Here is a 13,319-nt window from a genome sequence, read left to right on the forward strand (position 1 = left end):
TTTCAGCGCCAACACGTTTTAACAGATCAAGCACGATTGGCTCGATAAATTTAACGATAGGCGATTGCAGACCTTCAATACCTTTTTCAAGTTCGTTGACTTTAATGTAAGCCAAACCGCGTGCGCCGTAGATGCCAACAAATTTAGTGTATTCATCAATTGCACTACGTGGCAGTGAACCAGCGCCTGGTACGCGAAGCGCAACGATACGACCTTTAGGATCTTTTGCAGGACCTGCAAATACTTTGAACTCAACGTCTTGCATGAGGTCTGCAACGTCAACCAGTTTCAAAGGAATACGTAAGTCTGGCTTATCAGATGCATAGTCACGCATAGCATCTGCATAGGTCATACGAGGGAATTTTTCGAATTGCACGTCTAGAAGTTCTTTGAACATCTTGATCGTCAATGTTTCCATCAAATCCATAATGTCATCGTCACTCATGAACGATGTTTCAACGTCGATCTGGGTGAATTCTGGCTGACGGTCAGCACGCAAGTCTTCATCACGGAAACATTTTGCGATTTGGTAATAACGATCGATACCGCCCACCATCAACAACTGTTTGAACAGCTGTGGAGATTGTGGAAGCGCATAGAAGCTACCGTTAGAAACACGACTTGGTACTAGATAGTCACGTGCACCTTCAGGCGTAGCACGGGTGAGAATCGGAGTTTCAACGTCAAGAAAACCATTGTCTTCGAAGTAGTTACGAATCAGGTTAGTCAGTTTAGAACGGAAACGTAAACGGTCTAACATTTCAGGGCGACGGATGTCCAAGAAACGGTACTTTAAACGTACTTCTTCAGAAATGTTGGTATTTTCGTCATTCAATGGGAATGGCGGAGTTTCTGACGCAGCAAGAACTTCAATTTCTTTACCAAGAACTTCGATTTGACCGCTGGTGATATTTGCGTTTTCAGTCCCTGCATAACGACGACGTACGCGGCCTGTAATTTTTAATACAAATTCTGAACGTGATTTGTCGGCAGTTGCGAATGCTTCAGGAGTATCTGGGTCAATAACCACTTGAACAAGACCATCACGGTCACGCATGTCAAGGAAGATTACACCACCGTGGTCACGGCGACGGTGAACCCAACCGCATAATGTTACGGTTTGGTCAATTTGAGCTTCGGTTAATGAACCGCAGTAATGAGTTCGCATCATAGCGTTAAAAATCCAACTATATGGTTTAAGGTCAGCGAATACGTAAACAGCGTACCGCTTTTCGTAAAGGTAGGATTATGCCTCTTTGGGCATGTAGTCACAAGAACCTGGGTCAAAAACAATATCATTTTAAAGTGAATAGACGAAAAGCCAGCGCTTTGTCTAACCCATCCTGCGACCTCTGTCTAAAAATAAAAACAATAAACAGCCTAGGCTGAAGGTGATCAGAAAGCCCTGACTAAATTCATTAATAGATCGTCCAGTAAAATAGTACAGATCCGATTGCCAGATATCTGTAGGGATATAGCGGGCATAATCCCAAACAGAAAACAGGCCGGTCAATACAGAAAACAGGACTAAGTTCCACGCAAACACTTTGATTTTTCGGCTGACTGCCAGATATTGCTGATGCTTTTTATAGTAGTGCACACTCATCCACAGCATAAACGGCAAAACAATCACGGACGTGCCAATCTGTAAAATCCGGTGCAGCGGATAACTTTGTCCAAACAACTGAAACTGTTGTGCTAAAACTTCATGGAAGGCAAAAGTCCGAAAATCGACGTGGGTCAGACCATCCCAGATTAAATGAGTGGCTGTGCCGATGATCAGTGCTAGACACATCTCCAAGATGAATCTTAAAGCTGAAAGGATGCTGTAAATATTTAAATCATGCTGAATGCCGATGAAACGGTAAGTTACTGGCCGGTAAACCAGATACCAGATGCTACAGAAAGCCAGCCCAATCCAGAGGTCTGGATGAATCAGCGAAGACCATAAATGCGTGATATTTGAATTGCTCGAAGTAAAGAGTCGATGTAAATCGGGCACCATACAGCCAATCGCCAACGCAGCAATCGGTAGCCGATTACCGCTTAAACGTGAAATAGGTGGGGCAAGCACAGCATGCGATAAGGTAAAGGGCATAAAAATAATGTTTTAATGTAATAAAAAATATTCAAAGAGCATTCTAATAAAATATATCACTGGTTATCGTAAACGATTGCAAAAATAATGAAATGTTATATTATAACATTATTCTATTTTAGTTATTTTGAGCTTGGGTCATGTCTTTTCATAAGAATTTAATAACACTCTCTATTTTTGCGGTTATTACACCATCTGCATTCGCACAACAAGAACAATCGGCGGTAACGGTACAAACGCTGGAAACCATCCAGGTTCAGGCCCATCCATTAGTACAAACCGCAGCAGATTTTGCGGTTGCGGATCATGTGGTGGATCAGAAAGCACTGTCTGAACGTGCAACCACCATTGGTGATGCCTTGGCAGATGAGCTGGGGGTATATTCGAATCAGTTTGGTACAGGTGCCAGCCGTCCTGTGATCCGAGGTCAGGATGGCCCACGTGTCAAAGTCTTACAACATGCTTCAGAAACAGCCGATGTTTCAACCTTATCTCCGGATCATGCTGTCACCGTTGATCCGATTCTGGCGAACCAGGTCGAAGTGATTCGGGGGCCATCTATATTACTTTACGGTGCCGGTACAGTCGGTGGGTTGGTGAATGTCACCGATCAAAAAATTCCGACCCAGATGCCTGAAGATGGTCTGGAAGGTACAGTCGGCCTGCGCTATAACTCAGGTAGTGACGAAAAACTGGCAAGTGCTGGTGTGACAGCGGGTATTGGTGAAAATTTTGCTTTGCGTGTAGAAGGCTCAAAACGTAAAGCTAATAACTATATTGCTCATGCAGGTTATTTCACAGAACATTCTCATCATGAAGAAGATGAAAATGGAAATGAAATTGAAGAAATTCATCGTGAAAAAGCCCGCCGTGTAGATAATACCTTTGCAGAAGGACAAACAGTCAATATTGGTGGATCATGGATTCATGATCGTGGTTTTGTTGGTCTATCTTATAGCAATCGCCAAGACCAATATGGTTTGCCAGGGCATAGTCATGAATATCATGACTGTCATCCACATGGTAATGAATTGCATTGTGGCGGACATGGCCCAGCACCACAACCGGATCCAAATGCAGTTGAAGAAGAACACGCACATGGTGGTCCATGGGTTGATCTGGAATCACATCGTTATGATATGCGCACTGAGTTAAATAACCCATTTGCCGGTTTTGACAAGTTGCGTGCCCATGCCAGCTTCACTGATTATGAACATGATGAACTGGAAGAAAATGAAGTCATCAGTAATTTTAAAAGTAAAGGCTATGATGCACGTTTAGAACTGGTACACGTTCCAGTTGCGGGTTGGGAAGGGGTCATTGGTACTCAATATAGCCAGCAAAAAATTAATCTTGCCGGAGGTGCAGATGAACATGAGGGGCATTCCCATAGCAGTGTTCTGATGGCAGATACCAAAACTGAAAAATATAGTTTATTTGGTCTTGAGCACAAACAGATCGGTGATGTGCATGTTGAACTCGGTGCACGAGTAGAACATCAAAAAATTGATGTGGATTCAACTCAAAAAAATTACTCAGATACCGGTGTTTCGGGTTCAGCAGCAGCCAATTGGGAATTTGCGCCAAACTATAAGCTTTCTGTGGTTGGCTCGCATCAGCAACGTTTGCCTTTGGCGCAAGAACTTTATGCAGATGGGGTTCACTTTGCCACCAATACCTATGAGCGTGGGAATCAGGATTTAGATGTTGAGAAATCAAATAATCTTGAATTAGGTCTGCATTATGAAGGCGATAAGCTGGACTATCATGTGCATGTCTATCACAACTGGTTTGATAACTATATTTACGGTGCAACCACTGATGATGATGGTGCTTTCCGCTTAATCGACTATACACAAGATAAAGCTCGATTTTATGGGACTGAGGCACAAGCTGGTTATCAGATCAATGACATGTATAAGCTCAGTGTCTTTGGTGACTATGTGCGCGGTAAAATCGAAGGCGAGAATGCACCACGTGTACCGGCAGGTCGTTTAGGGACCAAAGTCGAAGCAGACTTTGCCGATGGCTGGTCAGGTTTGGCTGAGTACTACCATGTGTTTAAGCAAGACAAAATTGCTGAATTTGAAACGCAGACACAAGGCTACAATATGGTCAATCTTGGCCTAAGCTATGCTAATACGATTGCCGATAAAAATGCTTATCGCGTGTATTTCAAAGCTAATAACTTGCTGGATGATCAGGTCTATTCACATACCTCATTCCTGTCCAATATCCCGCAGGTTGGGCGTAACTTCACTGTTGGCGTACAGTATGATTTCTAATAAGTTAGATGAAGTAATTGACGAAATCAAATAGATGTCACTGAAATCTACTTGAAAAATCATAAGATTAAACCTAGCCTGAGCCTATTGGGTTAGGTTTTTTCTTATGCGTATCTTTCAACGAATTCACAATAAATTGAACTGGTCGAATCGCCGTTATGCGGCTTTGATCATTAGTATGCTGGCCGTGGGTTATCTGGCTTCAGCGATCTACCACACTTATAAGCCTTTGCCGGAAGGTCTGAATTACACAGGCAAACTGCGTCATGCCGAAGTCAAATTTCTAGCTGATCAGACTTATCTGGATGCACAAGGCAAGCAGCAGCTAGATCATCGCATTTTTAATGAAATGCTGCATATGATTGAAGAAGCCAAATCGCTGATCGTGCTTGATATGTTTTTATTTAATCAGCAAACAGGGGCATCTACGCAGGAACATCAGGCATTAAGTCAACAACTGACGGATGCTTTAATCAGTAAACGTCTGCTGCAACCTGAAGTCGAAATCAAGTTTATTACCGATCCGATTAATTCGGTCTATGGCGGAATTCGATCCGAGCAGTATCGAGCCCTACGTCAGCACGGTGTTGATGTGATTGAAACCAATCTGACGCCATTGCGGGCTTCCAATCCAAGCTGGTCCGGCTTCTGGTATATCTGTTGCCAGGGCATTGGCAATAATCCGGAAACAGGCTGGTTGCCGAATCCATTTGGAACAGAAAAAATTACCCTGCGCAGTTATTTTGAGCTGTTTAACTTTAAAGCCAATCATCGTAAAACCATGGTGGTGGATACCGATCAAGGCTGGAAAGCACTGGTCACATCCATGAATCCGCATGATGGCAGTTCACGCCATTCCAATATCGGTTTATTGGTCTGGGGTAGCACCGCTGTGGATATCCTGAAAACCGAGCAATCTGTCGGCATGATGTCACAAGCCAATATGCCTGCCATTGTCGCCGGGGATTTTCAGGCAGACAGCAGCCAGCCACAAGTTCAGGTGCTAACTGAAAAAGCTATTTATGATGCGATTTTGAATCTCATTCAGACCGCCAAAGCCAATGAGCAGATTGATCTGGCGATGTTTTATCTGTCTGAGCGCAAAATTATTAAAAGCCTGATCGCGGCACATGAGCGTGGTGTCAAAGTCCGGGTTTTACTCGATCCAAATAAAGATGCTTTTGGCCGTGAGAAAAACGGAATTCCAAACCGGCAAGTGGCTTGGGAACTGCATAAAGCAGGTATTGATGTGCGCTGGTGCCGTACTCAGGGTGAGCAATGTCATAGCAAAATACTGATGAAGCGCAATGCTCAGCAAGCTGAAATGATTTTAGGCTCGGCTAATTTTACCGTACGGAATCTGAAAAACTATAATCTGGAAACCAATATGCGTGTGCTAGGTCAGCCTCAGGCCGAAGTGTTCAAGGATGCCCAGCAATATTTTGACGGTGCATGGTCAAATCTGAATGGTCGTTCCATGAGCGTGGACTATACGCAATATGCAGAAGATTCGTTCTTTAAATACTGGCTATACCGTTTTATGGAATGGAGTGGCTGGTCGACGTTCTAGATGAGAAATCAAAAGGAAGTCGAGATGACATCCTTTTTTATCGCATAACAATGGATTAGCTAAACTCACCAGTTGAGCGTTCTTTGGCCCATTCACGCAGGACAAATTTTTGCAACTTGCCAGTCGAAGTTTTTGGAATCTCAGTAATCACCACATCTTTTGGTACTTTGAAACGCGCCAAATGTTCACGGCAGAATTCAATAATTTCTTCTGGTGTAACTTCGAAGCCCTGTTTGAGTTCAATAAAGGCACACGGCACTTCCTGCCAGCGTGGATCTGGTTTGGCGACTACCGCTGCAGTCAGAATCGCAGGGTGCTGATACAGCACTTCCTCTACTTCTAGCGAAGAAATATTTTCACCACCTGAAATGATGACATCTTTGGAGCGGTCAGTGATTTTGGCATAACCGTCTGGCTGGCAAACAGCGAGGTCACCGGTATGGAACCAGCCACCGGCAAAGGCTTCTGCCGTAGCTTCCGGATTTTTCAGATAACCCTTCATGACGATGTTACCGCGGAACATGATCTCGCCCAGCGTTTTACCATCATGTGGCACTTCCTGCATGGTTTCAGGATCAAGCACTTTCATACCATCCTGCAATGGATATGGTACACCTTGACGTGAGTGTAACTGGGCCTGTTCCTGAATAGTGAGATCGGACCAGCCAGCTTGCGATGCACATAGGGCAGAAGGACCATACGTCTCGGTTAAACCATAGACGTGCGTTACATTGATACCAATATTGCGCATGCCTTCAATAATGGCTGCTGGAGGCGCAGCACCTGCCACCATGACTTCTACACGGTGATCAAATTTGGTTCTTTTCTCTTCCGGTGTGTTGATGAGCATCGACAGGACAATTGGTGCACCACAGAAATAATCGACTTTATGTTTGGCAATCAGCTGGAAGATCAGTTCAGGATCAACTTTGCGTAAGCAGACATTGGTTCCGCCGTTGGCCGCCATGGTCCAGGCAAAACACCAGCCATTACAGTGGAATAATGGCAGGGTCCAGAGATAGGTTGCACGTGGCATCATGCCACAGGCAATGATGTTACTGGCTGCGTTGATATACGCGCCGCGATGATGATAAACCACGCCTTTCGGGTTGCCAGTTGTACCTGAAGTATAGTTCAGGCTGATTGCGTCCCATTCATCTTGTGGCAGGTGCCATTCAAAATTGGCATCGCCTTGAGCCAGCCAGCTTTCATATTCAATCTGACCAATACGATCAGCAGCTTCTTCATAGTTCTCATCTGCTACATCGATGATATAAATATCCTGCTTGATCAGTGCCAGCGCTTCCTGCGCCACAGCAGTAAATTCAGGATCGACGAGCAGAACTTTAGTTTCTGCGTGTTCTAGCATAAAAGCCAAAGTCTTGGCATCTAAACGGGTATTTAAGGTATTCAGTACAGCACCTGCCATCGGAACAGCAAAGTGCGCCTCAATCATGGCTGGGACGTTAGGTAAAAGGACAGATACGGTATCATTTTTGCCTACACCAAGCTGTTGCAACTGGTGAGCGAACCGACGACAGCGCTGATAAGTGTCACGCCAGGTAATTTCACGCTGGCCATGAATAATGGCATTCTGGTTGGGATAGATATAGGCCGCACGTTCTAGATAGCGTAAAGGTGAAAGCGCTACAAAGTTTGCTGGTGTGCGTGGTAATTCATCATATGCACTGACCATTGTTCTACTCCATGAATAAATAATTATTATGTAATTACTCTAAATCTAGCAATTTTTAGTGATTGTGACATTTATGCTTTAGTCGAGCGTGAATGAAAGATCAAGCTTTTAATATCTATATTTTTGTTTTTATTAAACTTTAATAAATAAAATGAACTGTTACTTTCCATGTCTGTCATCATAATAAACAGAATACAGTTGGCTCAAATAGAATCCGGTGTGCAATTTAGCTTCCAAGACCAGTGCAAATAGATAAAATGACTGGCTTTTATTTTTGTGGATTAGTGACTGATAAAATCAAATTATTTTGCAAGTATTTATAAAAAAACGAGTTTTACAAATTTACATAGACTTTAAAATTGACTTGTTTCTGTAAATGGCTGCATGATGATTTCTAAATAAAAAGATATTCATAACAACAAAAATAAGAGCAATTATGTCCGGGTTTTATTGACTTAAAACCGGCTAAAAGGAAGCCGCTATGGAGATAGCACGCGCGGAGATGTGGGCCAACTGGTCAGGTTCCCAGCGGTCCAGTCCCAGTATTTTTCATCCTTACAGCATTGAGATGCTGCAGGGGCTTGTGCGTGTCTATCCAAAATTACGTGTTGTGGGTGCAGGCCATTCCTTTAGTGCCCTGGCAAAAACCAGCGACGTGCTAGTTTGTCTGGATCAGCTTAAAGGGATGTGTGACTATGATCGAGAACAGTGTCGCAGTACCTTTTGGGCGGGGACCCGTTTGTATGATGTGGGCGAGAAGCTGGCCACCATTGATCAGGCATTGGCAAACCAGGGGGATATTGACCGGCAAAGTCTGGCGGGTGCCATTGCTACAGGTACGCATGGAACCGGGGTGGAGTTACCTTGTCTTTCTGCTCTGGTTTCTGAATTTGAATTGCTGACTGCGGACGGTCACTTGCTATGCTGTAACTCTGAGCAGCATGCAGATATCTTTGCTGCAGGGCGGGTGGCATGTGGCAGTCTGGGCATTATGACTCGTATCCAGCTACAAAACCGGCCTATGTACCGGTTGCAGGAGCAGATTCGACTTTGCTCACTCACCGACCTATATGCAAACATCGACAAATGGAAGCATCAGCACCGGCATATAGAGTTCTGGGCCTTTACCCATAGCGATAATGTCATTCTAAAAAGTCTGGACGAGACCCAGGAAGAAGCACAGGCAAGACCGGATGGGTGGCTGGATGAGGACTTCATGTTGAACATGTGCTGTGAGCTGAATCGAATTTGGCCAGGACTGAATCCCTGGTTACAGCGTCTGTTAAATATAGCGATCCGGCCATCGAAAGCAGTAGACTGGTCCAGCCGTATTTTTCCTAGTGTACGTAATACCCGTTTTAATGAAATGGAATATCAGCTGCCGGTGAAACAGGGACTGGCCTGTTTTGAGGAGGTTATGGAAATACTACAGCAACAGAAAGCGCCGGTATTTTTTCCAATTGAATTTCGTTATGTACGTGGGGACGATATCTGGCTAAGTCCATTTTATCAGCAAGATTCAGTTTCGATCTCGGTACATCAATTTTACAAACAGGATTATCAGGTGATTTTTGATCTGGTAGAACCGATTTTCAGAAAATACGGAGGACGCCCGCACTGGGGCAAGCTGCATTCGCTGGAAGCCCGACAGCTTTGTGAACTCTATCCGAAATGGGATGAGTTTATGCAGTTACGAAAATCCCTTGATCCACAGGATAAATGGCTCAATCCTTATCTGGAGCGCCTGTTCATTCCATCTTGAATGAGCTGAGGAGGAATACAGTATGCTATATCTTGACTACTTTCAGGAACTCCAGAAAACTCTGCATGAGCAAGGAAATGGACAACCTCAATTGATTCTGGATCTGTCTAAGCTGGAACAGAATATTGACTGGTTACAACATAAGATGCCGACCCATCTGAAACCGCGTCTGGTGGTGAAATCATTAGCCAATTCAATATTGCTAAAACGAATTGCTAAAGCCTTTAATACCCAGTCTTTTATGGTGTTCCATCTTCCGCATGCGGTCCATATCCTGCAAGCCTATACGCAGGCAGATATTCTGATGGGCAAGCCAGTGCCTTTGCAATGCCTGAAAAGCTTTACCGAAGATCAGGCTGAGCATCTGCCGAAAGTGCAGTGGCTGATTGATTCAGCTGAGCGTCTGAAAAATTATCTGACATATGCCAAGGAGCGGAATCTACAGCTGCGGATCAATCTGGAAATTGATATTGGCCTTCATCGTGGTGGGTTGTCAGATCTAGAGCAGTTTATGCACTGCCTGGCGATTATCAAAAGCCATTCGGAATATCTGAGTTTAAGTGGTCTGATGGGTTACGATGCTCATGTTTCTAAGTTGCCTAGTGCATTATTTCCTCCCATCCAGAGCTATCAGAAATCTCAACAGTGTTATATGAACTTCATTAATGTCATGTGCCAGATGCTGCCTGAGCTGGATCTGTCTGCTCTTTGTCTGAATGGAGCGGGAAGTGGTACCTTGCATCACCACTTTATCCAGACGGTCTGTAATGATGTGTCCTTCGGTTCAATGTTGCTCAAGCCAACTGATTTTGATCTGGAAGGCCTAGAGCCCATGCAACCGGCTTTATGGATTGCTGCACCAGTATTGAAAGTGCTGGACCAAATTCAGTTACCTGGATTAGAGCGATTAAAGCGATTTCAACCGCGGCAACGGGCGGTATGTATCTATGGTGGCTACTGGCGCGGGAAATGCATCTATCCACCAGGTACGAAACCGCATTTACTGTATGGGCGCAGTAGTAATCAGGAATTGTTGCAGATTCCATCTGGTTGCCGGATTCAGGTCGATGATTATGTATTTTTCCGACCAGCCCAAAGTGAATCGATTCTGCCACAATTTGCTTCGCTGTATGCTTATGAGCAGGGACAATATCAAAAGTGGGAGAATTTTAGGGAATAACAGGATGGATCATGGTGGTTATCTCCCAAGTCATCCTGAACATACTGCAAAGGATTGGCAGCAAAGTATGTTTTCAGCCGAGAAAAAAGGATTAACGGTTTATTAAATGGCCCGAGACGTGTAAAATTCTAGGCGATTTTTTATTTATCCACCGTTTTTATCTTTTGAGGTTCTCCTCGATCATAATCTCGCGGTGACATGCTCCATTGTACGGGGCATCACTCCTTAAGGATTTCATATGCCAATTATCACTTTGCCAAATGGCGATCAAAAACAGTTTGATCAAGCCGTATCTGTGATGGAAGTTGCTCAAAGCATCGGTCCTGGTCTAGCAAAAAATACTGTTGCAGGTCGTGTGAACGATCGTTTAGTAGACGCTTGTGATCTTATTACTGAAGACGCAACCTTACAGATTATTACGCCGAAAGACGAAGATGGTGTGCATATCATTCGTCACTCTTGCGCACACCTAGTGGGTCATGCTGTTAAGCAATTGTTCCCAGAAGCAAAAATGGTAATTGGTCCAGTCATTGAAGAAGGTTTCTACTATGACATCTGGATGCCACGTCCATTTACTCTAGACGATATGACTGCGATCGAAGAGCGTATGAAAAAGCTCATCGATCAAGACTACGATGTCATCAAAAAAATGACACCACGTGATGAAGTGATCAAAGAATTCACTGCACGTGGCGAAGAATACAAACTCCGTCTGATCGAAGACATGCCTGAAGAAACACAAATGGGCTTGTATTACCATCAAGACTATCTGGATATGTGCCGTGGTCCGCACGTTCCAAATACTAAATTCTTAAAATCGTTCAAGCTGACTAAAATCTCGGGTGCTTACTGGCGCGGTGATGCGAAAAATGAACAGCTGCAACGTATTTACGGTACAGCCTGGGCAGACAAGAAGCAGTTAGCGGCTTATATCAAACGTATTGAAGAAGCAGAAAAACGTGATCACCGTAAAATCGGTAAAGCGCTAGACTTGTTCCATATGCAGGAAGAAGCACCGGGTATGGTGTTCTGGCATCCGAATGGCTGGACCATTTACCAGGTTCTTGAACAGTACATGCGTAAAGTTCAGCAGGACAATGGCTACGAAGAAATCCGCACACCACAGGTGGTTGATTTCACGTTATGGGAAAAATCAGGCCATGCTGCCAACTATGCAGACAACATGTTTACGACTCATTCTGAAAACCGTAACTATGCGGTGAAGCCAATGAACTGTCCTTGTCACGTACAAGTGTTCAACCAAGGCTTAAAGTCATACCGTGATCTTCCGGTACGTCTGGCAGAATTCGGGTCATGTCACCGTAACGAACCGTCAGGTTCTTTACATGGGATTATGCGTGTTCGCGGCTTTACCCAAGATGATGCACATATTTTCTGTACCAAAGAACAAATTGGTACTGAAGTTGCAGACTTTATCAAATTGACACTCGATGTATACAAAGACTTTGGCTTCGAAGAAGTACAAATGAAGTTGTCGACTCGTCCTGAAAAACGTGTTGGTGATGATACACTTTGGGATATGGCAGAAAAATCTTTGGCGGATGCCTTAGATGCTGCTGGTCTGGAGTGGGAATTGCAGCCAGGTGAGGGTGCGTTCTACGGTCCGAAGATCGAATTCTCATTGAAAGACTGCTTGGGTCGTGTATGGCAATGCGGTACCATTCAATGTGACTTCAACCTTCCAGAACGTCTAGATGCATCTTACGTGACCGAAGACAACGATCGTGATCAGCCAGTAATGTTGCACCGTGCAATTCTTGGCAGTTTCGAGCGTTTTATTGGTATACTTATTGAACACTACGCAGGCTTTATGCCACCTTGGTTATCACCAATTCAGGCGTGTGTCATGAATATTACCGATTCTCAAGCTGAGGCTTGTGAGTCAGTCGTCGCAAAACTTAAAGAAAGCGGTATCCGCGCGATTTCCGACTTGAGAAATGAGAAAATCGGCTTTAAGATTCGTGAACGTACTTTAGAGCGTATTCCTTACTTACTGGTACTTGGGGACCGTGAAGTAGAGGAAGGTACGGTAAATGTCCGTACCCGCTCAGGAACAAATTTGGGTACCATGTCAATCGATGCTTTCGTTGATCTGGTAAAAACAGCCGTTGCCGAACGCGGCCGGTACATTGTGGAGTAACAGCGATTAAACAGCCTGACCGTAATCAACAGGGCGGTAACAAATCAAACCGTCCTGCGTTGAATGATGAAATTCGTGCGAAAGAAGTCCGTCTTGTAGACGAAAATGGTGAGCAAAAAGGTATCGTAAGCTTAACTGAAGCTTTACGTGCAGCAGAAAGCGTAGAGCTTGATCTTGTAGAGATCGTAGCAAATGCTGAGCCACCTGTTTGTAAAATCATGGACTTTAACAAGCATTTGTTTGATCTTAAACAAAAGCAGAAAGAAGCGAAGAAAAAACAACATCAAGTACAGGTGAAAGAAATCAAGCTACGCCCTGGTACTGATGTAGGTGATTACAACGTAAAACTGCGTGCAATTATCAAGTTCCTTGAAGAAGGCAACAAGGTAAAAATCACGCTTCGTTTCCGTGGTCGTGAGATGGCTCACCAACAGTTGGGTCTGGCTCAATTACAAAAAATTGAAGCTGATGTAGCGGAAATTGGTGTAGTTGAACAGTCTCCAAAAATGGAAGGCCGTCAAATGGGTATGTTGCTTGGTCCTAAAAAGAAAAAGTAAGCACTCATTG

General features: G+C 44.2%; 9 protein-coding genes. 6 read left to right on the forward strand and 3 right to left on the reverse strand.

All coding sequences use genetic code 11. The features are described 5' to 3' along the window. On the reverse strand, window positions 1-1,171 hold a 1,171-nt coding region (gene aspS / locus B4033_RS04770), incomplete at its 3' end, for an aspartate--tRNA ligase (protein WP_286832454.1). 162 nt (window positions 1,172-1,333) lie between these two features. Further along, window positions 1,334-2,098 (reverse strand): DUF4184 family protein, encoded by a 765-nt coding sequence (locus tag B4033_RS04775; protein ID WP_286832455.1) that lies wholly within the window; start codon window positions 2,096-2,098, stop codon window positions 1,334-1,336. 140 nt (window positions 2,099-2,238) lie between these two features. Here B4033_RS04775 and znuD point away from each other — a divergent pair, with 140 nt between their 5' ends. Both znuD and B4033_RS04785 read left to right on the forward strand, forming a co-directional pair. Next, window positions 2,239-4,383, forward strand: coding sequence for a zinc piracy TonB-dependent receptor ZnuD (gene znuD / locus B4033_RS04780; protein WP_286832456.1), 2,145 nt, complete (start codon window positions 2,239-2,241; stop codon window positions 4,381-4,383). A 106-nt stretch (window positions 4,384-4,489) separates the two neighbouring features. Beyond that, window positions 4,490-5,953 (forward strand): phospholipase D-like domain-containing protein, encoded by a 1,464-nt coding sequence (locus B4033_RS04785; protein WP_286832457.1) that lies wholly within the window; start codon window positions 4,490-4,492, stop codon window positions 5,951-5,953. Between the two features lie 55 nt (window positions 5,954-6,008). Here B4033_RS04785 and B4033_RS04790 read toward each other — a convergent pair whose 3' ends face one another. Then, window positions 6,009-7,649, reverse strand: coding sequence for an acyl-CoA synthetase (locus B4033_RS04790; RefSeq protein WP_163172079.1), 1,641 nt, complete (start codon window positions 7,647-7,649; stop codon window positions 6,009-6,011). A gap of 481 nt (window positions 7,650-8,130) precedes the next feature. Between B4033_RS04790 and B4033_RS04795 the strand changes: the two genes are divergently transcribed. The 4 genes from B4033_RS04795 to infC all read left to right on the forward strand — a co-directional run bounded on the left by B4033_RS04795 (window position 8,131) and on the right by infC (window position 13,309). Further along, the gene (locus B4033_RS04795) at window positions 8,131-9,411 is read left to right on the forward strand and encodes a D-arabinono-1,4-lactone oxidase (protein ID WP_286832458.1); all 1,281 of its coding nucleotides are present in this window, start codon (window positions 8,131-8,133) and stop codon (window positions 9,409-9,411) included. 22 nt (window positions 9,412-9,433) lie between these two features. Then, window positions 9,434-10,591: an alanine racemase gene (locus B4033_RS04800; RefSeq protein WP_286832459.1), complete on the forward strand. Its 1,158-nt coding sequence runs from the start codon at window positions 9,434-9,436 to the stop codon at window positions 10,589-10,591. A 238-nt stretch (window positions 10,592-10,829) separates the two neighbouring features. Further along, entirely contained in the window at window positions 10,830-12,752 is a 1,923-nt protein-coding gene (gene thrS, locus B4033_RS04805) for a threonine--tRNA ligase (RefSeq protein ID WP_286832460.1), read from the forward strand. A gap of 59 nt (window positions 12,753-12,811) precedes the next feature. After that, window positions 12,812-13,309 carry a translation initiation factor IF-3 gene (gene infC, locus B4033_RS04810; protein WP_004889910.1) on the forward strand — a complete coding sequence of 166 codons (498 nt, stop codon included), beginning with the start codon at window positions 12,812-12,814 and terminating at the stop codon, window positions 13,307-13,309. Window positions 13,310-13,319: the final 10 nt, after the last annotated feature.

Origin of the sequence: Acinetobacter sp. UBA3132, from assembly GCF_002364825.1 — a bacterium.
GTDB lineage: Bacteria > Pseudomonadota > Gammaproteobacteria > Pseudomonadales > Moraxellaceae > Acinetobacter > Acinetobacter schindleri.

What these genes read in the sequence shown, in the direction of transcription:
- B4033_RS04775 (WP_286832455.1), bottom strand. Translation starts at nt 2,098, where the DNA reads ATGCCCTTTACCTTATCGCATGCTGTGCTTGCCCCACCTATTTCACGT.
- znuD (WP_286832456.1), top strand. Translation starts at nt 2,239, where the DNA reads ATGTCTTTTCATAAGAATTTAATAACACTCTCTATTTTTGCGGTTATT.
- B4033_RS04785 (WP_286832457.1), top strand. Translation starts at nt 4,490, where the DNA reads ATGCGTATCTTTCAACGAATTCACAATAAATTGAACTGGTCGAATCGC.
- B4033_RS04790 (WP_163172079.1), bottom strand. Translation starts at nt 7,649, where the DNA reads ATGGTCAGTGCATATGATGAATTACCACGCACACCAGCAAACTTTGTA.
- B4033_RS04795 (WP_286832458.1), top strand. Translation starts at nt 8,131, where the DNA reads ATGGAGATAGCACGCGCGGAGATGTGGGCCAACTGGTCAGGTTCCCAG.
- B4033_RS04800 (WP_286832459.1), top strand. Translation starts at nt 9,434, where the DNA reads ATGCTATATCTTGACTACTTTCAGGAACTCCAGAAAACTCTGCATGAG.
- thrS (WP_286832460.1), top strand. Translation starts at nt 10,830, where the DNA reads ATGCCAATTATCACTTTGCCAAATGGCGATCAAAAACAGTTTGATCAA.